The sequence below is a fragment of the Flagellimonas sp. 2504JD1-5 genome (genome assembly GCF_053618295.1).
On the sequence record NZ_JBSIOU010000001.1, the window covers coordinates 1331437 to 1351721 of the forward strand.

The 20285-nt window shown below is 40.0% G+C and carries 16 protein-coding genes; 15 read left to right on the forward strand and 1 reads right to left on the reverse strand.

Going from position 1 to position 20285, the window contains the following annotated elements:
• The 13 genes from ACULLG_RS05935 (at position 1) to ACULLG_RS05995 (ending at position 16841) form a co-directional block, all read left to right on the forward strand.
• Positions 1 to 2349: a GumC family protein gene (locus ACULLG_RS05935; protein WP_452125855.1), complete on the forward strand. Its 2349-nt coding sequence runs from the start codon at positions 1 to 3 to the stop codon at positions 2347 to 2349.
• Complete coding sequence (locus ACULLG_RS05940) at positions 2349 to 3695, forward strand: oligosaccharide flippase family protein (protein ID WP_452125856.1); 1347 nt, start codon at positions 2349 to 2351, stop codon at positions 3693 to 3695. The genes ACULLG_RS05935 and ACULLG_RS05940 overlap by 1 nt, the downstream gene beginning before the upstream one ends.
• Entirely contained in the window at positions 3692 to 5173 is a 1482-nt protein-coding gene (locus ACULLG_RS05945) for an O-antigen ligase family protein (RefSeq protein ID WP_452125857.1), read from the forward strand. Before ACULLG_RS05940 ends, ACULLG_RS05945 begins: the two co-directional genes overlap by 4 nt.
• 10 nt (positions 5174 to 5183) lie before the next feature.
• Entirely contained in the window at positions 5184 to 6083 is a 900-nt protein-coding gene (locus ACULLG_RS05950) for a glycosyltransferase family 2 protein (protein WP_452125858.1), read from the forward strand.
• A 110-nt stretch (positions 6084 to 6193) separates the two neighbouring features.
• Complete coding sequence (locus ACULLG_RS05955) at positions 6194 to 6886, forward strand: hypothetical protein (RefSeq protein ID WP_452125859.1); 693 nt, start codon at positions 6194 to 6196, stop codon at positions 6884 to 6886.
• A gap of 191 nt (positions 6887 to 7077) precedes the next feature.
• Positions 7078 to 9003 (forward strand): LruC domain-containing protein, encoded by a 1926-nt coding sequence (locus tag ACULLG_RS05960; protein WP_452125860.1) that lies wholly within the window; start codon positions 7078 to 7080, stop codon positions 9001 to 9003.
• Between the two features lie 51 nt (positions 9004 to 9054).
• Positions 9055 to 10407: a UDP-glucose dehydrogenase family protein gene (locus ACULLG_RS05965; RefSeq protein ID WP_452125861.1), complete on the forward strand. Its 1353-nt coding sequence runs from the start codon at positions 9055 to 9057 to the stop codon at positions 10405 to 10407.
• Between the two features lie 7 nt (positions 10408 to 10414).
• Entirely contained in the window at positions 10415 to 11383 is a 969-nt protein-coding gene (locus ACULLG_RS05970) for a UDP-glucuronic acid decarboxylase family protein (protein WP_452125863.1), read from the forward strand.
• Positions 11384 to 11408: 25 nt separating this feature from the next.
• Entirely contained in the window at positions 11409 to 12617 is a 1209-nt protein-coding gene (locus ACULLG_RS05975) for a glycosyltransferase (protein ID WP_452125864.1), read from the forward strand.
• 6 nt (positions 12618 to 12623) lie between these two features.
• The gene (locus tag ACULLG_RS05980) at positions 12624 to 13781 is read left to right on the forward strand and encodes a glycosyltransferase family 4 protein (RefSeq protein WP_452125865.1); all 1158 of its coding nucleotides are present in this window, start codon (positions 12624 to 12626) and stop codon (positions 13779 to 13781) included.
• Position 13782: 1 nt separating this feature from the next.
• The gene (locus tag ACULLG_RS05985; RefSeq protein WP_452125866.1) at positions 13783 to 14976 is read left to right on the forward strand and encodes a glycosyltransferase; all 1194 of its coding nucleotides are present in this window, start codon (positions 13783 to 13785) and stop codon (positions 14974 to 14976) included.
• 10 nt (positions 14977 to 14986) lie between these two features.
• A complete protein-coding gene (locus tag ACULLG_RS05990; protein WP_452125867.1) occupies positions 14987 to 15622 on the forward strand; it encodes an acyltransferase in 636 nt (211 codons plus the stop codon).
• Between the two features lie 10 nt (positions 15623 to 15632).
• Positions 15633 to 16841, forward strand: a complete 1209-nt coding sequence (locus ACULLG_RS05995; RefSeq protein WP_452125868.1) for a glycosyltransferase family 2 protein — start codon at positions 15633 to 15635, stop codon at positions 16839 to 16841.
• Positions 16842 to 17017: 176 nt separating this feature from the next.
• Here the strand turns inward: ACULLG_RS05995 and ACULLG_RS06000 are convergent, their stop codons facing one another.
• Entirely contained in the window at positions 17018 to 18151 is a 1134-nt protein-coding gene (locus ACULLG_RS06000) for a hybrid sensor histidine kinase/response regulator (protein ID WP_452125869.1), read from the reverse strand.
• Positions 18152 to 18376: 225 nt separating this feature from the next.
• Between ACULLG_RS06000 and rfbB the strand changes: the two genes are divergently transcribed.
• Both rfbB and rfbA read left to right on the forward strand, forming a co-directional pair.
• On the forward strand, positions 18377 to 19411 hold the full coding sequence (gene rfbB / locus ACULLG_RS06005; RefSeq protein ID WP_452125870.1) for a dTDP-glucose 4,6-dehydratase: 1035 nt from the start codon (positions 18377 to 18379) through the stop codon (positions 19409 to 19411).
• A gap of 10 nt (positions 19412 to 19421) precedes the next feature.
• A complete protein-coding gene (gene rfbA, locus ACULLG_RS06010) occupies positions 19422 to 20282 on the forward strand; it encodes a glucose-1-phosphate thymidylyltransferase RfbA (protein ID WP_420321468.1) in 861 nt (286 codons plus the stop codon).
• The last annotated feature ends 3 nt before the right edge of the window (positions 20283 to 20285 follow it).

The window sequence follows — 20285 nt, forward strand, 5'->3', positions numbered from 1 at the left end:
ATGAAATTCAATCTGCTGTTTTTTGTTAGAATCCTGCTCCGACACATTTGGCTGCTGATTTCGGTGCCCATTTTGTTGGGGAGTTTGGTGTTTATTCTGACTAAAAATCAGCCCAAGGTCTATGATTCCAAAGCAAGGATTTATACTGCGTTTGCTACGGGGTCTACCATTGAATTGGACAATACAAAGTTTGATTACAGCAAAACCAACATCGCTTATGATAACCTTTTAAATCTCATAAAATCGAGGACCACGTTAGAAACTGTGGCATTAAAGCTATTTGCACAGCACATGCTGTTGGATGGTGCCGATATAAGAATCATCTCGGAAAAAAAGTATAGAGAATTAATGGAGATTGTTCCAGAAGAGGTGCAAGCTTTGGTGGTCAAAGGAGATTTGGAAAAAACATATTCCAACTTTTTGGAATATAAAGATGGAAGCCATGACAATTTCATCAATGAATTGTTGAATCTAGAGCATCCGGATTATAGCGTCGGAAAAATATTGGAAAAAATTGGGGTTAGACGTATTTCGATAAGTGATTTTGTGGATATTTCCTATCAGTCCGAAGACCCTGGTATTTGCCAGAATACACTTTTAATCCTTACGGAGACATTTATCAAGGCCAATGCTGATATAAAGGCCAACCAATCAGATGCAGTTGTAAGCTACTTCGAAAATCAATTGAACAGAACCACTGATCAATTGAATGCAGCCGAAAAGGAATTGCTCGATTTCAACAAGGGCAACAAAATCATGAACTACTACGAACAGACCAAGCAATTGGCCTCCCGCAGAGAGAATTTTGAGCTGCGATACCAAGAAGTCCAGCAGCGTTTCCATGCTTCCAAAGCAGTGCTCCCTGAATTGGAAAAAAAATTGGGGACACACGAAAAAAAACGATTGCAAAGCAAGCGGATAATTGAGCTGCGAAATGAATTGGCGGAACTCAATTACACCATATCCATGAAGAGTTTGGACCTCTCCAGAGATTCCACGGTTCAGATAGCTAATGCCAAGAAAATTGCAGAGTCTACCAAAAAATTAAAAGCTATAAAGGCTCAGCTTAAACAAGCTGTTGATACTGTTTTTGTGGTAGATCATGACAAAAATGGAGTGGCCACTTCGAGCATTCTGGGTGATTGGCTGGAAAATACCATTACCTATGAAGGAGCCAAGGCCGAACTTAAAATCTTAGATCAAAAACGTATTGAATTTGATGAGCTCTACACTTGGTATGCCCCTTTGGGAGCGACCATGAAAAAATTGGAGCGCAAAATCAATATAGAAGAGCAAGAATATTTAAGCCTTCTGCACAGCTTGGGATTGGCAAAATTACGGCAACAAAATGTTGAGTTACAGTCCAATTTAAAAATAACCGAAGCACCATTTTATCCCATTAAACCAAACCCCAGCAAGCGGATTATTTTGGTAATTGTAGCCGCTGTATTTGGTTTTATTCTGGTGGCAATAACCGTTTTGGTCCTTGAATTTTTGGATGGTAATCTGAATACCGCAAAACGAGCCGAGGAAAAAATTGGATTGGAAGTTTCGTCTATTTTTCCAGTCATTTCAGAGAAAAATAAGAAAATCGATTTTGAATATTTGACCAACAAGGCGGTCAATGCCATATCAAAAAACATGATTCTCAACCAATTCAAGAAAAAACAAGAGGGTCCGGTGGTGAATATGGTTTTTTCAACCCAAGAAAATGAGGGGAAATCATTTATCTGTGAACATTTGGTGTCAAAACTCTGTGAATTAGGGTATAAAATCCTTCACATCACCTATGATCCGTACGAAGTTGAAATGTCATATCAGCGAGATACTGCCATTTCCTATGTGGTCAACGATCAGTACGAAATTGAGGTGATAGACGAACGCTATCAAAAAGCCATGGATGAGTTTGACATTGCATGTGAAGTACAACCAATAGATGACCATTATGCCCAGATTGTTTATGAAGTTACTGACAAACTATACAAAATTTCGACTATAGAAGAATTTGATAGCAGCCGTCGAATTTTGGACTTCAACTTTTTCGATTTTGTAATACTTGAGCTGCCGAGCATCATCAAAAATCCGTTTCCTGTTAAATTGGCATCTACCATCGATTTTTCCTTTTTGGTGGCCCGGGCAAACCGATCATGGAGCAGTGCCGATGCAAATGCATTGAAAGTTTTCACGGAGGCTACGACCGGACCGGAACCAACGATTATTCTCAATGGAGTTAAGGTGTTGGAAATGGAAACTGTTGTGGGGGATCTTCCCAAAAAGCGGTCAAAATTTAGAAAATGGATGAAAAAAGTGGTTCAACTCCGATTCTTTACTAAAAAATCAATAGCCTAATGCTAAAAAGATTGGGGAACATAGCAAAAGAAAAAAACATGAGCTCTTTGATGACCAACGTGCTCATAGCGGCTTTGGGATTGGCAAGTTTTATGTTGTTGACCAGACAGCTGAGCAAAGAATTGTTTGGTGATTGGGTTTTATATGTTACCCTGGCCACTTTTGTGGATTTATTGCGCTTTGGGTTGACCCAGACCTCCTCCGTGAGGTTATTGGCAGGAGCCAAAGAAGGGGATTATAAAAAACTGATGGGTTCAAGTTTTAAGATCAATCTTAAACTACTTGCAATCATAACCCTAGTTTGTTGGAGCTTGTATGTCTTAGTAAAAGCTTGGGATGTTCAAATCAATTATGGATATTTTCTCTTTTTAACCTGGTATCCCATTTTGGCATTGACCAACTTGAGTTGGAACAATTCCATGGCTTTGTTTCAAGCTAAACAAGATTTTACAGGGATGATGTATGTACGCCTTTCCAATATTGGATTGTTTGTGGTTTTTCTGATACTGAATCAGTGGTGGTTGCATTTGGGAATTCTAGAAATTCTGTGGGTGCATCTAGGTGTAAACGTGGTGTCGAGTATTTGGTGTGTCATTAAAAAATGGGATGGATGTTTATATCTGCGATATGCAGAAAAGAATACCACCAAAGAACTGATCAATTTTGGAAAATACTCAATGGGAACCCTTATTGGGTCAAGCTTGTTAAAAAGTGCGGATACGTTTATCATTGGATTGAGTCCCGTTTTGGGGTCTGCCGGCATAGCCATGTACGCCATTCCTTTGAAGTTGACTGACCTTTTGGGAATTCCGTTACGGAGTTTTACCATGACGGCCTACCCCAGAATGTCCAAAAAATGCATCGATGGGGATATGCAAGGAGTGCGGAAAACCTTTTATGCCTATTCCGGCGCTATTACTTTATTATTTATACCCGTTGGCATCATCTGTTTTATTTTGGCCGAAGAGTTGGTGCTCATTTTAGGAGGGAAGGAATACCTTGAGGTATTGCCTCAACTAACATTGATTTTCAGAATTTTTACCCTTTATACACTTTTACTTCCGATTGACCGGTTTACTGGTGTGCTTTTGGATAGCATTAATAGACCCAGATTAAATTTGAACAAGGTCATAATTATGACTTTGGCAAATATTGTTGTGGATTTTATTGCCGTTTTCGTATTCCAATCTCTAGCTCTAGTAGCTGTGGGAACCGTAATTTTCACGTTGATAGGAATTTTTCTCGGCTTTTATTATTTGCGTCGGGAAATTCAAATTCAGTCCAAACGTATTTTTCCCGAAGGGATACTTTTTTTCAAAAGCCTTAACACCTATTTGGCGCCATGAATCCCTTTGAGCGAACATATGGCCAAGACTTACTAAAGAAGCCGTTGCCGATTCTTACGTTGTTTTCATTGGCAATAGCATCCGCATTGCTCATTGCATCCAAAGGAATCATTGCAGGGATTGGGATTATTGCCTTTCCATTGGGGATGCTTTATGTAATCAATTTATTTCTTACCCCAAGAATAGGAATCATAACCATCATAGCTTTTAGTTTCTTTGTAACTGGAATATCAAGGTATTTACCAGGTACGTGGGGGTTGATGATAGATGGATTATTGTTTATGATGTACATGGCCCTATTTTTTAAAGAGTTTAGGATACGATTACCTTGGAACAATGCACGTTCGCAACTGACTGTGTTGGTCAGCATATGGTTCGGATACGCCATGATGCAGGCGGTAAACCCTGAAGCAGTTAGTATCGAAGCTTGGTTTTATGCCATGAGGGGAATAGCGCTCTACCAATGGATGATCATTCCACTGTGTTTTATCCTATTTAACCGTCCCAAAGACATGATGACATTCTTTATGATATGGGGAGTTATTAGTCTATTAGGGACTTTCAAAGGTATTATGCAGCTTACACTTGGGGTGGATTCTTTTGAGCAAGCCTGGTTGGATGGTGGTGGTGCAGTTACACACATACTTTTTGGAAAACTTCGAATTTTCTCCTTTTATTCAGATGCCGGGCAGTTTGGTGCATCGCAAGGACATACCGGGGTGGTTTTTGGTATTTTGGCGCTCTTCGTAAAGAATAACTTCAAACTAAGGGCGTTCTTTGGATTTGTCGCCATCATGGGATTATACGGGATGCTCATCTCGGGTACCAGAGGCGCCATTGCGGTGCCGGCAATGGGCGGTGTAATGTTCATCATTGTAAGAAAACATATCCCAAGTATTGTACTAGGAGCAATGGCAGGAATCGCCATTTTTGTCTTTTTCAAATATACTACCATAGGGAACAACAATGACCAAATTAGACGAATGCGAACGGCATTCGACCCTAATGATGCATCATTGCAGGTGCGCCTTGACAACCAGAGAAAGTTATCAGGGTATTTGGCATCCAGACCGTTTGGAGGAGGTATAGGGTCAACCGGAAATTGGGGACAACGATTTACACCCCATACTTTTTTGGCAAATACCGCAACCGATAGTTGGTTTGTGGCCATCTGGGCCGATATGGGAATTATAGGCCTATGGCTTCATTTATTTATCCTGTTTTTTGTTTTGATTACAGGAGCATACAACTGCATGTTCAAAATTCGGGACGATTGGTTAAAAGGACAGGTAACCGCCCTGGTCTGCGGAATGGCTGGAATTATGCTGGCTTCTTATGGAAATGGGGTTTTTGGACAATTTCCCACCGGAATTTTGATGTATGTGGGAATGGTATTCATATTCCTGTCTCCCAAATGGGACAAAAAGATTCAAGCAGAAAAACAACCAGAAGGAACAGAGATGGCGCTAGCGGCATAAAATTAAAATTATGACAGATAAAAACCCTTTGGTGTCAATTATCACCATTAATTACAACGAGTCCGAAGTCACTTTGGAGATGTTGCAATCCCTTAAGGGATTGTCCTATCCTAATGTTGAGGTAATTGTTGTGGACAACGCTTCACCCAATGATGATCCAGATATTATCAAAGAGCAGTTCCCTGAGATTTGCTTGATCAAGAGCAAAGATAATCTTGGTTTTGCAGGCGGGAATAATTTAGGGGTCAAACAATCCAAGGGAGAATATTTGTTGTTCATTAATAATGACACCATAGTTCCTGAGGGATTTATTGAACCTTTGGTACAAACTCTGCAAGAAGACAAAACCATAGGTATGGTTAGCCCTAAGATCAAGTTTCATTGGAATCCTGAACTGATTCAATACGCGGGCTACACCCCTATGAACCATTGGACCATTAGAAATAATAGTATTGGATACCATCAAAAAGATGATGGTCGTTTTGATACCGCGGGAGAAACAGAATCCATTCATGGGGCCGCGATGATGGTTCCTAGAAGTGTTGTCAATGATGTTGGAATGATGACCGAAATCTACTTTTTGTATTACGAAGAGCATGATTGGGCCGAAGTGATCAAACGGGCAGGATATAAAATATTTTATCAACCAAAGTCCTATATTTTGCATAAAGAATCTGTTTCAACAGGTAAATTTAGTCCACTAAAAACCTACTATATCTCTCGAAATAGAATCTTATTCGCTCGCAGAAATTTTAAACCGCTACAGCTGAGTATAAGCATGCTGTTCCAATGCTTTGTATCCATTCCCAAGAATAGCCTGAAATTTTTATTCAAGAAAGAACTCAAGCACTTTAGAGCCTTTTGGAGGGCCATTTCGTGGAATTTGACCCACAGTGCTAAAATGGGGTGAACTATCCCGATAATTGTTCAATCTGTCAAGACAAACTTACCTTTCGTCAATCGGAATGACCTCACAGTGGGCAATTTTATATATTGACATTGTTTTAGAAAGTCTTGCCTATGCCACTGAAAAAGAAATTTGGATCGTCATTTATTGTTATCGGAGGTGTTCTTTTTTGTGTATTTCTGATGTTTGTAATGTTTTCTAGTGAGACCGACAATAGTGTGGTTAATTTGGTTTTAAACAAGGGAGACAAGACTTACTTATATTCACATTTAGGGACCTTGGAAGTTCAAAAAAGCATTCAAAAAGATGAAAGCCCTACCGTGTTTCCCTTTATTCAAATGTTTGAAGATAATGGCAAACTCTACGTTGCCCCGGACAAATTGAGACCGATAGTTAATTTAATTTGTGGCAACTATCGCATTCATGATTACCCAGAAAAGAGTACGGATGGATATGTTACATTGGAGAGTTCATCTTGCACCGAAAGTTCGTTCAAAAATCAAAGTACAGACAAAATTGGAGAACAGATTCAAGTGAATAAAATACAATTGACAAATTCTCGGATAAAAGAAACCTTCAACATCAGATGGAATACCAATGTGAATTCCAATACATCCGAAGCTTTGGAGAATTGTCATAAAAAATCGTTTACAATAAGAACTTCCGTCCAACCCGGTGAGTATGTATTTACCCCTGAAAATTTCATAATGGTTGATTTGGAAGATGTAACCAAATTTTACGGAAACAAAGTACGTCTCCGCTTCAATGAGGAGGAACAATTACTGTACGTAGAACACAACAAATAGCTGGAAAAACCCATTTTTTATCTGAATACTAATCGGCCTTAGGTTGATGTTTCCTCGGTTGGCTGCCCGATTCCTGCCAAAAGAATCGGTTTGTAGACTGTTTACCACACGAATTCAACACTTTACAACAAATACTTTTCTCTCTTAAAATGTAGGATAATATTTACAAAATATTAATTAAACCTACTTTGATGCGCAAAAGTATAAAGATTACAAGCTTATTCTTGCTCGTATCCATATTATATGGATGTGTGAGTGAAAAAGATCTGGATCCACCTGCGGAGATAGAGGGTCCACTTTCTGCATTTGATATACCCTCAGATTTTGATTTTTCCACAAGTAGAAATGTGACGGTTTCCTTAGATGTACCCGAGTTTTTAGAAAATGCAGTATTTACGTTATATGGGAAAAAGGGCACGCAGGATAGTGTTGCTTTCGCTAAGGCAACATTTGACGATAATGGGCATTTTGAAAAAGAATTTCACCTAGGATTTGAAACAGATTCTGTTTTGATTACCACAAACTATTTGGGACTTACACCTTTGGTTCGATTACCAGTTGTCAACAACAATATAAGTTTTGACTATAACAGTTTATATGACAGGAACAACCCGGTTTCCGGTAAATTAAAACAGGTTGCCCTGAGGGCAAAAACCAATAAGCCACCCGGTGATATCGATTTTGTTTTTTTAAGCGGGCATGATTCCAATGGTGTTCCAGATGTTATGGAAACCCCAGATGTAATCACACAAGAATTGTTGGATGACATTAACGCCTCACTGCCGGAAAATCAAAATGTAAAAGATCTTCATCCCGAATATTTGGATAACAAAGAAACCAATCTGGTCATTACCGAAGAAGCCGATGTTTGGGTCACCTTTGTGGCCGAAAGCGCCGTTTGGAAAAATACACTTGGATTTTACACCTTTCCCGTGGGCAGTCCCCCCGCTTCCCCAGACGATATAAGCTCCCATACGGTAATTTTTCCCAACGCTTCAATGAATGGAGCGGGAGGTGGACTTTTTCCTGGAGATAAAGTGCATCTTGGAAGGTTTCCGGCCAACACCGTGGTGTCCTGGTTTGTGGTCTCCAACGGATGGAAAGGCAATAAAGTTGGTCAAGGCCAACATACGTACTATTCTGAAGAGACCTTTAATACGGACAACAATAACAAGTCCCAAATGGTACTTTTAAATGACCCAAACCGAAATCTTGCGGTTTTAGGCATAGAGGACGGACCACGAAACGGAGATGACGGGGATTTTAATGATTCTCTTTTTTATATTACTTCCAATCCCGTTGGCGCAGTTCAAGTATTGGATTTTGCAACCCTCGACGTGGCCAATGATGCCGATGTGGACGGGGTGGATAATACCCTTGATGATTTCCCATTCGACTTTAATCTAGCCTTCAACAATTTTGCCCCATCAATCAACTCTTCCGGTAAAATGGTTTTTGAAGACCTATGGCCCCACATTGGAGATTATGATTTTAATGACTTGGCCATGGATTACAATTTTAACCTAATGGCGAATGCGGACAATATGGTCACCAAGATACAGGCAACTTTCACCATAGAATCTATCGGTGGGCATCTCAAGAATGGATTTGCGTTCACCTTTCCAATTGCACCCTCCAATATTGCAGGTGTTTCCGGACAGGTTCTGAATGCGAGTTATATTAATGTAGATGCAAACGGAACAGAATCTGGAACCGCATCCAACGAGACGGTAATTTTTGTTATTGGCGATGTAACGGGTAGGGAAGGAGAAACCATAAATATGGAAATCACCTTCGCCAACCCAATGGCGGTGGATCTATTGGGAGATATTCCCTTTAACGCCTTTTTAATTGCCGATGGTATTCGGGCCAAAGAAATACATCTACCGGATCTACCGCCAACCAGTAAAGCAGGGTTTTTGGCCACAGGAGATGATTTCAGTAATCCTGCCAATGACCGATACTATAAAACCAACATGAACCTTCCATGGGCATTGAACATCTATGAAGGATTTGTGCCACCACCGGAGACCGTCTCAATAAGTGATGAGTATCCCAACTTTGTGAATTGGGCCAATTCTGGAGGTACACAAAGCTTGGATTGGTACGTAAAATAGCACGAACAAAAAATTGAACAATAAAATCAACCTTAATAGAAACATCAAATTATGAATATAACAGTTATTGGAACAGGATATGTGGGTTTGGTCACGGGAACTTGTTTCGCAGAAACCGGAATCAATGTCGTTTGTGTAGATATTGATGAGAAAAAAATTGAAAAGCTTCGAAATGGAGAGGTTCCCATCTATGAACCTGGGCTGGATGTGCTTTTGGAGCGCAATATTGATAAAGGTAGAATCTCTTTTACTACCAGTCTTAAAAAAGGAATCAAAGAAAGCGACGCGGTTTTTATTGCGGTGGGGACACCACCAGATGAGGACGGAAGTGCAGATTTAAAATATGTGCTGGGCGTTGCCCGCGAAATTGGTCAGCATATGGAAGATTACAAAGTAATCATTACCAAAAGTACCGTGCCTGTGGGAACGTCATATAAAGTAAAAGCTGCCGTGGAAGAGGAATTGGCAAACAGAAACGTGCGTATTCCATTTGATGTTGCTTCAAATCCCGAATTTCTGAAAGAAGGAAGTGCGGTTGACGATTTCCTAAAACCCGACCGAATTGTGGTAGGAGTTGAAAGCAAGCGCGCCGAAAAAGTAATGCGCAAGCTTTACAAGCCCTTCCTAATGAATGGTCATCCATTGTTGTTTATGGACATTTTCTCTTCGGAAATGACAAAATATGCTGCCAATTCCATGTTGGCTACCAAAATTAGTTTTATGAACGACATTGCCAATCTGTGTGAACTGGTTGGGGCCAATGTCGATTTGGTAAGAAAAGGAATCGGTTCAGATTCCCGCATCGGAAACAAGTTTATCTATCCAGGAACCGGATATGGTGGAAGTTGTTTCCCAAAAGATGTGCAAGCTTTGGTCAGAACTGCTGATGAATATGGTCATTCATTGGAAGTTTTAAAGGCAGTTGAAAGTGTTAATTACAGACAGAAATCGGTGCTGGTCGAAAAAATCAAAGCCCATTTTGGTGAAAACTTAAAAGGAAAACAATTTGGCCTTTGGGGACTTTCTTTTAAACCCAAGACAGATGATATGCGCGAAGCACCCTCATTGGTAATTATTGATCAATTAAAAGCTATGGGAGCTAACGTACGAGCATATGATCCGGTGGCAATGGAAGAAACACGTCGAATTTTGGATGATAAAATTGAATATGCAAAAGACGAGTATGATGCCATTATAGAGGCGGATGCCCTGCTTGTGGTTACTGAGTGGTCAGAGTTCCGGATGCCGAACTTTAGAATTCTGGAAAAACTCATGAATGAGAAACTCATTTTTGACGGAAGGAATGTATACGACCCGGAAGAAATGGCCGAACTAGGATTTACATACTATAGCATTGGTAGAAATGTGGTGAATAGCACCGAAAAGGAAACCGTAAATATTTAACAGCGCAATGAAACGAATATTGGTAACAGGAGGGGCAGGTTTTGTTGGCTCCCATTTATGTGAAAGACTCTTAAGAGAGGGTAACGAGGTAGTAAGTATGGACAACTACTTTACCGGAAGAAAAAGCAAGATTGTCCATTTAATGGACAACCCTTATTTCGAGGTGATTCGCCACGATGTGACCTTGCCCTACTTCTTGGAGGTCGATGAAATCTATAACCTGGCATGTCCGGCTTCGCCCGTGCATTATCAGCACAATCCGATCAAGACGATAAAAACGTCTGTTTTGGGGGCCATAAATATGTTGGGATTGGCCAAGCGTATCAAGGCCAAAATTCTTCAGGCATCCACCAGTGAGGTATACGGAGATCCAGAACTACATCCACAACCGGAAGATTATTGGGGTCATGTAAATCCCATTGGGGTTAGATCGTGCTATGACGAAGGTAAACGCTGCGCCGAATCCCTGTTTGTAAATTATCATAATTCCAACGAGGTATTGGTAAAGATCATACGAATCTTTAACACCTACGGGCCAAGAATGGAGCCGGATGACGGTAGAGTGGTTTCCAACTTTATCATGCAGGCACTTCAAGGAAAGGATATTACCATTTTTGGAGATGGAACCCAGACGCGAAGTTTTCAATATGTAAGCGATTTGGTGGATGGAATGATTAAAATGATGGATACGGAAGACGACTTTATTGGGCCGATCAATATTGGAAACCCTGGGGAATTCACAATGTTGGAACTCGCAGAAAATATTATCGACCTAACCGGATCCAAATCAAGAATTATTCACTTGCCTTTACCGGCAGATGATCCCATGCAACGTAAACCGGATATCTCCTTGGCCCAAGAAAGGCTAGAAGGATGGGAGCCAAATGTGGATTTACGAACCGGTCTTGGAAAAACAATTGAGTATTTCGACAATTTGCTCAAAGAGAAATCAATAAAAGAACTCGTAGAAGGGTAATAGATAGCTAATACGAATACATAATATGGAAGTAATTAAAATTTTGGTCAATAGTTTGGAAATCCTTTTTATAGGATACTTCGGATTTGCATCCATTTATGTGTTCGTTTTCTCTTTTGCCGGCCTCTTTCCTGCCAAAAAAAGAAAAGAAATTCTCCCAAAGCAGCGAAAATTTGCAGTACTTATCCCAGGTTATAAAGAAGATAATGTAATTGTTGAGGTGGCCGAACAGGCTCTAAAACAAAATTATCCAGCTCATCTATTTGAGGTTGTTATTATAGCAGACTCTTTTCAGCAAACCACTTTGGACAGGCTAAACAAATTACCCTTAAGGGTAGTTGAGGTTTCCTTTGAGAGAAGTACCAAGTCCAAAGCACTGAATCAGGCCATGAAAGTCATTGGAGATGATTATGATGTGGCCCTGATTTTGGATGCTGATAACATTATGGAGGAGGGATTTGTTGAAAAAATAAATAAGGCCTTCAACCAAGGATATAAAGTGGTGCAAGGGCACCGAATTGCAAAAAACACCAATACTTCATTCGCCATTCTTGATGCGATCAGCGAGGAAATCAACAATCATATCTTTCGTAAGGGGCACAGGGTTTTAGGGTTTTCCTCCGCTTTGATTGGATCTGGAATGGCCTTTGACTATTACTTTTTCAAAAACACTATGGCCCATGTAAATGCTGTGGGTGGTTTTGACAAAGAACTGGAATTAAAACTCCTTAAGAACAGAACTACGATTGAATACCTTAATGATGCGTTGGTCTTGGATGAAAAAGTTCAAAAATCAGAAGTTTTTGCCAACCAGCGTAAGCGTTGGCTTTCAGCTCAATTTGTGTATTTCGGTAGGTATTTTATGCCAGGATTGAAGGAATTGCTTACCAAAGGCAACATTGATTTCTTTGACAAGGTCTATCAGATGGTCTCACCTCCAAGGGTACTCTTGCTGGGATTGGTTTCGGTTATCGCTTTGGCATACTTTATTCTGAATCTGATTTGGCCATCAAACCTTTTGACTGTGCCTGGAATATTGTGGTATGTCAGTTTTGGGTTGGTCATTTTTGCCTTTGCTTTTGCAATCCCAAAGAAATTTTATAGCAGAACCACGTTCAATGCGCTATTGACACTTCCCAAAGCATTTGCAGTAATGTTTTTGTCCCTTTTCAAATTGAAAGGGGCGAACAAAAAGTTTATTCATACCCAACACGGGACCATTAACAGTCAATAAGAACAAATGAAAATAGGTATAGAAGGACAACGTCTTTTTCGAAAAAAGAAGCACGGTATGGATATGGTTGCTTTGGAATTAATCAAAAACCTCCAAAGAATAGACCAAAAAAATGAATATGTGGTTTTCGTGAAACCGGATTTTGACGACACATGTATCCCTTCCGCTCCCAACTTCAAGATTGTAGAATTGAATTCAAGATGGGGATATCCCGGATGGGAGCAGATCGCTTTACCGCGTGCTGCGTTTAAAGAAGGATGTGATGTATTGCATTGCACAAGCAACACGGGCCCCTTGTTTTCAAAAGTTCCCATTGTAACCACCTTACACGACATTATTTATCTGGAAAGTATAAGCCTCTTCAAAAAAGAAGGTACATGGTACCAGAAATTGGGAAACATGTACCGAAGGTACTTTGTTCCTCCTGTAATAAGAAAGAGTAAAAAAGTAATTACGGTTTCCAATTATGAAAAGGAACGTATCAACAATCATTTTGGGTTTAAAGACAATAGGTTGACGGCCATCTATAACGGAGTGGGAACCCATTTCAAGAAAGTTACGGATCCGATACAGCTCAGGTCAACAAAAGAAAAATATAGGCTTCCCGATAACTTCTTTTTTTTCTTGGGAAATACTGATCCTAAAAAAAATACCAAGGGAGTTTTAAAGGCCTTTACTGACTTTAATAAAATATACCCCGGTAAATACAAGATTGTAATGTTGGATTATGATGAGGAAGAATTGTTAAAACTTTTAGATACCACGGGAGGACGAAAAATAAGGGAAATGATTCATTTAACAGGCTACGTGCCCAATACCGATTTGCCGGCAATTATAAGTCAGAGTACCATATTTCTGTATCCATCGCTACGAGAAAGTTTTGGAATTCCAATTTTAGAGGGAATGGCATGTGGGGTTCCAGTGATTACATCCAATACATCATCTATGCCAGAAGTGGCAGGGAAAGAGACGGCGCTTATGGTAGACCCCTCCAAACCTCTCCAAATAACCGAGGCTATGAGAAATCTTATCGAAGATAAGATGCTGGCCAAGGTACTTTCTGAAAAAGGAATTGAGCGGGCAAAACATTTTTCATGGGAGGCCATGGCAAAAAATGTGTTGGAACTATATGAAGATGTCCATCGTGAATTAAAAAGCAATTGATATGATAAAAGGTCAAGACATTGTTGTTGTGGGCATACAGGCCTGGGATATAGAAATTGGGAGTAATTGTAAAAATATTGCCACGGAGTTTGCCAAACATAATAGGGTTCTTTATGTAAATCCACCCTTGGATAGAGCTTCTCTAAAAAGGGAAAAAAACACTGAGAAAATCCAAAAAAGAATCAAGATCAAAAATGGAGAGGAAGATAATTTGGTTCAAATAGCCGAAAACCTATGGAACCTTTATCCCCAATCCATGATTGAATCCATCAACTGGATTCCCATTCATTCCATATTTAAAGTACTGAATAGAAGAAATTCAAGGATTTTTTCCAACGATATTCAAGATGCGATTGACCATCTGGGGTTTAAGGACATATTGATATTTAATGACAGTTCCATGTTTCTGGGATTACATCTAAAAGAATTCTTGGAGCCCAAAAGCTATACCTATTACATGCGGGATTACCTTATTAAGGTGCCTTATTGGGGCAAGCATGGAGCTCGAATAGAACCTCAAGTTATTCAACAGGCAGATGTGGTCGTAAATAACTCTACACTTTATGCCGAATATGGATTGCAGCACAATCCCAATAGTTTTATGGTGGGACAAGGGTGCGACATCTCTCTTTTTAACGATGAAGATGGAAGCATCCAAATTCCGAAGGAATTTGATTCCATCCCAAGACCAATAATAGGCTACGTTGGGTATTTGACCAGCATGCGATTGGATATAGCCCTCTTGGAGCACATGGCCAATATGAAGAAGGATTGGAGCATTGTTTTGGTAGGACCGGAGGATGACGATTTCGGACAATCCGATTTGCACCATATGGACAATGTGTTCTTTTTGGGAAGTAAAGATTCTTCGCAACTTCCAAATTATGTAAAAGGTTTTGATGTGGCAATGAATCCGCAGGTGGTCAACGATTGGACCATTGGAAACTATCCACGAAAAATTGATGAATATCTGGCCATGGGCAAACCAATACTAGCCACTCAAACCAAGGCCATGGAGATGTTCAAAGAACATGTTTATCTGGCAACAAATAAAGATGAATACATCAAACTGGCAGAAAAAGCCTTGAAAGAAGATTCTCTAGAACTGCAAAAGAAACGAATCGCTTTTGCAAAAAGTCATACTTGGGAAAATAACGTACGGGCCATTTATGACGCCATTAAAAAATCAGCTTAAAACATAGGTTATGGGGTTAAAGGATAAAATCAAGAACAACGAGAATGTAAAAAAGTTTGTGCATTGGATGTTGGTGCCCAAGAATCAGGCAAGACCCCGATTGTGGGTCAAATGGTTCGTGAATCCCTTCTACCATAAAAAAGGAAAAGGAGCAACCATTTGCAGAAGAACCCGAATGGATGTTTTGCCCTGGAATACGTTCGAATTGGGCGAAGACTCCACTATCGAAGATTTTTCTACGGTAAACAATGGTGTTGGCGCTGTAAAAATTGGTGCAAGAGCCAGAGTTGGTCTTGGGAACACTTTGATAGGCCCTGTTACCCTTAAAGATGATGTCCGCTTAGCTCAAAATGTTGTGCTTTCAGGACTCAATCATAACTACGAAGATGTATCAATGCCAATTCATGCGCAGGGAGTAACCACCGCAGAAATTGTGGTGGGCGAAGCTACCTGGATTGGCGCAAATAGTACCATTTTGGCCGGAGTGACCATAGGAAAACATTGCATTATTGCCGGTGGAAGCGTGGTGACCAAAGATGTACACGATTATTCTGTAGCCGTGGGCAACCCGGCAAGAGTAATGAAAACATTCAATCATAGCACCGGTGAATGGGAGCGTGTTCCCAAGAAAATGGTGGCTGTTTAAAAAAGTAAAAATGGAAGTTTTAAAAATAGTTTTCTGGATTTCGTTGTTTATAATTTTCTATTCCTATTTGGGGTATGGAATACTATTGTTCCTGATCATCAAATTAAGAAGGATATTGGGATTGGCAAAGCCCTTCCAAGGAAATGAAGACTATGAACCCGAAGTGACCCTTTTTGTCACTGCCTTTAACGAAAAAGACTTCCTAGATCAAAAAGTAAAGAATTCCCGGAGTTTGGATTACCCCCAAGACAAGGTTACACAGATTTGGGTAACCGATGGTTCTGATGACGGAACTCCTGATCTGTTGAAAAAATATGATGGCGTAAAAGTCTATCATAAAGATGAAAGGGCCGGTAAAATTGCCGCCATGAATAGAGGAGTTGAGTTTGTCCAGACGCCGATTGTCATCTTTTCGGATGCGAACACCGATTTGGGTAAAAATTCGATTCGAGAGATTGTTCGCTTGTTCCGAAACCCAAAAGTAGGATGCGTGTCCGGAGAAAAACGAATCTATTCCAAAGAAGCGGATACCGCTGCGGGGGCAGGTGAGGGCATGTACTGGAAATATGAATCCCAACTTAAAAAATGGGATGCCGAGCTCTACTCGGTGGTCGGTGCTGCGGGCGAACTTTTCGCCATTAGAACGGCACTTTGGCAAGAAGTGGAAAAAGATACTTTACTGGACGATTTTATCATTTCACTTCGAGTGGCCATGTCTGGATTCACCATTCAATATAATCCAGAAGCATATGCCATTGAAACCGCTTCGGCCAATGTAAAAGAAGAACTTAAGCGCAAAGTGCGAATTTCAGCGGGAGGAATTCAGTCCGTGGTTCGATTGCGAGCTTTGCTGAATGTGTTCAAATTCGGAACCTTGTCATTTCAGTATATTTCCCATCGTGTATTGCGTTGGACATTAACCCCTTTATTGCTGCTTCTGATTATTCCAATGAACTATGTTTTGGCTCAAAATGAAGGATTATTCTCTTTTGGATTGTTCAGTATCTTGTTTTGGGGACAAGTGTTGTTTTATGTTGCTGCTTTGTTGGGTTGGTTTTTGGAAAACCGACAGATTCGTTTGAAAATACTTTTTATTCCATACTACTTTTTTATCATGAACCTTTCCGTGTATCTGGGTTTTGCCCGATACATCAAAGGAAACCAATCCGTAAAATGGGAACGAGCCAAAAGGGGAGTGGGGACTGAAGCTGTGGCTTAATTTGATATCAGTTGGAAGCTATTGGATAAAAGCTTTTGTCAGGTGGAGCGCAGTCGAGACCTATTAAAAAAAAGAATTTTGAAGACTTCTCGATGCTCTTCGACAGGCTCAGGATGACATCTCGAAGTGATTTTATAATACGTGTCACCGTTACATGGTATAATGCCTAGCTCAAATTAATCCTGATCTGAATATATAGGAAGATCAAAATAAAAAGTACTGCCCTCGCCCACCTTACTTCGAATTTTTAGTTCCCCTCCGTTTTTTTGGACAAAGTTTTGACAAAGGATAAGCCCTAATCCGGTACCAGGTTCTTTTTCGGTACCTAGCTTGCTAAAATGCTCGTTAGGATTCAAGATTTTTTTGATGTCTTCCTTGGGAATTCCATTCCCATTGTCTTCAATTTCAATGACCACATTTTCTTTGTTGAGTGTTGAATTGATTTTAATAACACCATCAACAGGGGTAAACTTAATGGCATTCGACAAAATATTCCGAAGCACGGTTTTGATCATATTGTTATCGGCAAAAGCAAAAATCCCTTCGGGAACATTGTTTTGCATTTCAATATGCTTGTGGTCGCTTCCCAATTTTAAAAGACGAAAAGTCTGTTCCACCAAATCATTCAAATTCAATTTTTCGGGAATCATTTGAATTTGGTCGCTTTCAGATTTGGCCCATCCCAAAAGGTTTTGAAGTAGGTTCAGAGCCTCATCCATGGTCTTTAGCAGATCATACACGATTTCATCCAAGAACTTATCATCCTTGGGATCAATGATTCCCCGCATAATAAAATCCATTTTTAACTTGGCGGCACTCAATGGAGAACGAAGGTCATGTCCGATAATGGAAAACATCCGATCCTTAAGGTCATTGGACTGTTTTAGATTTTGGGCCTGTTCTTCAATTTGGTTTTTGGCTCGTTTAAGCTCAACATGCGTCTGTATACGTGCAATAAGTTCTTGCTCGTTGAAGGGTTTGGTTACGTAATCGACTCCACCGACTTCAAACCCTTTTACTTTGTCTTTTACATTGACTTTTCCTGTCAAGAAAATGATAGGGATATCTTTATATTCTTGGTAACCCTTGATTTTTTCACAAAGCTCAAACCCTTCAATACGGGGCATAATCACATCCAAAAGAATAAGGTCGGGTTTTCTTTGTTTTAAAAGCTCAAAAAAGTAGTCGTCATCACTAGTGCCCTCATATTGGTAATCATTTCGTTCTAAAATAAATCGGATAAGTTCAAGATTCAGCTGTTCATCATCCACAGCCAGGATATAGGGTTTTTCCGTAACTTGGTTTTCCATTTAAGGTATAAAAGAGTACATTACTAAAGTAGGAAAAAGATTTTAGGTTTTTCAGGAATACCTGTCAGAAAGCTAATAATGAGTCCATATAAATTGGTTTACTTAGCTTTAAAACCTATATTAAAGTGTTCCACCAACAAAAACCAGCCATTCACAACAATAATTGAACGAGCACAAAAAGTAGGATTATATTTACAAAGTAAGTAATACGAAAGCATAATCTGCATGACAAATATTTTAGTTACGGGAGGAGCGGGATTTATTGGATCTAACTTCGTACCCTATTTTTTAGAAGCGAATCCGGATGTCCATCTGGTCAATATCGATGCGCTCACTTATGCTGGTGATTTGGAGAATTTGAGGGAGATAGAGCATTATGACCGATATACCTTTATAAAAGGAGATATCTGTGACAGAAAACTGATTGAAAAGATTTTTGAAAAGTATGACGTCCACGGAGTAATCCATTTTGCGGCGGAATCTCATGTGGATAATTCGATAACCAATCCGGATGCATTTATGCAGACCAATATTTTGGGTACGTTCAATTTGATAGATGTGGCCAAAAAACATTGGATGGTCAGCCCGGGATTGTATAAAGAAGCCTATAAAAATTCGAGATTCCATCACGTTTCAACCGATGAGGTTTATGGTACTTTGGGAAAAGAAGGCCTTTTTATGGAAACAACACCTTATGCGCCCAATAGTCCGTATAGTGCTTCCAAGGCATCGTCCGATTTTATCGTGCGAAGCTATCACCATACCTACGGTATGAATGTGGTGACCACCAACTGCTCCAACAATTATGGACCAAAACAGCACGATGAAAAACTGATTCCGACCATCATTAGAAAAGCACTGGCCGGAGAAGCTATCCCAATTTATGGAGATGGTTCCAATATTAGGGACTGGTTGTACGTTTTAGACCATTGTAAGGGAATTGCCTTGGCTTATGAAAAAGGTGTTTCTGGTGAGACCTATAATATTGGAGGACGAAATGAAAGAAACAATCTCTATATCGCACAAACGGTTTGTGAAATTTTGGATAAAAAACATCCAAGAACCGAAGGATCGTACAAAGATTTGATTACCTATGTAAAGGATAGGGCCGGGCACGATTTTAGATATGCCATTGACGCTTCAAAAATTGAAAATGATTTGGGATGGGAGGCTGATGAGAATTTTGAAAGCGGTATTGACAAAACCATAGATTGGTATTTGAATAAGTTCATCCATAACAAGAGTCAAAGTTTGGCTTAAAACGAAAAAGATGAAGGGAATAATATTAGCAGGAGGTTCGGGAACGCGTTTGCACCCCATTACCCTGGCGGTGAGCAAGCAGTTGATGCCCATTTACGATAAACCCATGATCTATTATCCACTTTCGACCTTAATCGAATCTGGAATTTGGGAAATACTGATCATTTCAACCCCGCATGACCTACCCATGTTCCAACGTTTGTTGGGCGATGGCAGAAAATACGGATGCAAGTTTGAATATGCAGTTCAAGATCAGCCCAACGGATTGGCAGAAGCCTTTATCATTGGTGAAAAATTTATTGGGGACGACAAAGTGGCCCTGATTCTTGGAGATAACATTTTTTATGGAACGGGATTGGACGAATTGTTGCAATCCAACAATGATCCCGATGGAGGCATTATTTATGCATACCATGTAACGGACCCTGAACGTTATGGCGTGGTAGAATTTGATGAAGATGGCAAGGTAATTTCCATCGAGGAAAAGCCCGAAGAACCAAAATCAAACTATGCGGTTCCCGGAATTTATTTTTATGATAACGACGTGGTGGAAATTGCCAAAAATATTCAACCTAGCGCAAGAGGCGAGTTGGAAATAACCGACATTAACCAAGAATATTTGCGAAGAGGTAAGCTCAAAGTAAGTATTATGGACCGTGGAACGGCCTGGTTAGATACCGGTACCTTTCAGTCGTTAATGCAAGCTTCGCAATTTGTGCAGGTCATCGAAGAACGTCAAGGGCTAAAAATTGGAGCTATCGAATCTTCGGCCTATAAAATGGGCTTCATTACTAAAAATCAATTTAAAAAACTCACCGAACCCTTTTTGAAGAGTGGGTATAGCAAGCGATTGTTGGAAGTTTTATCATAGCTT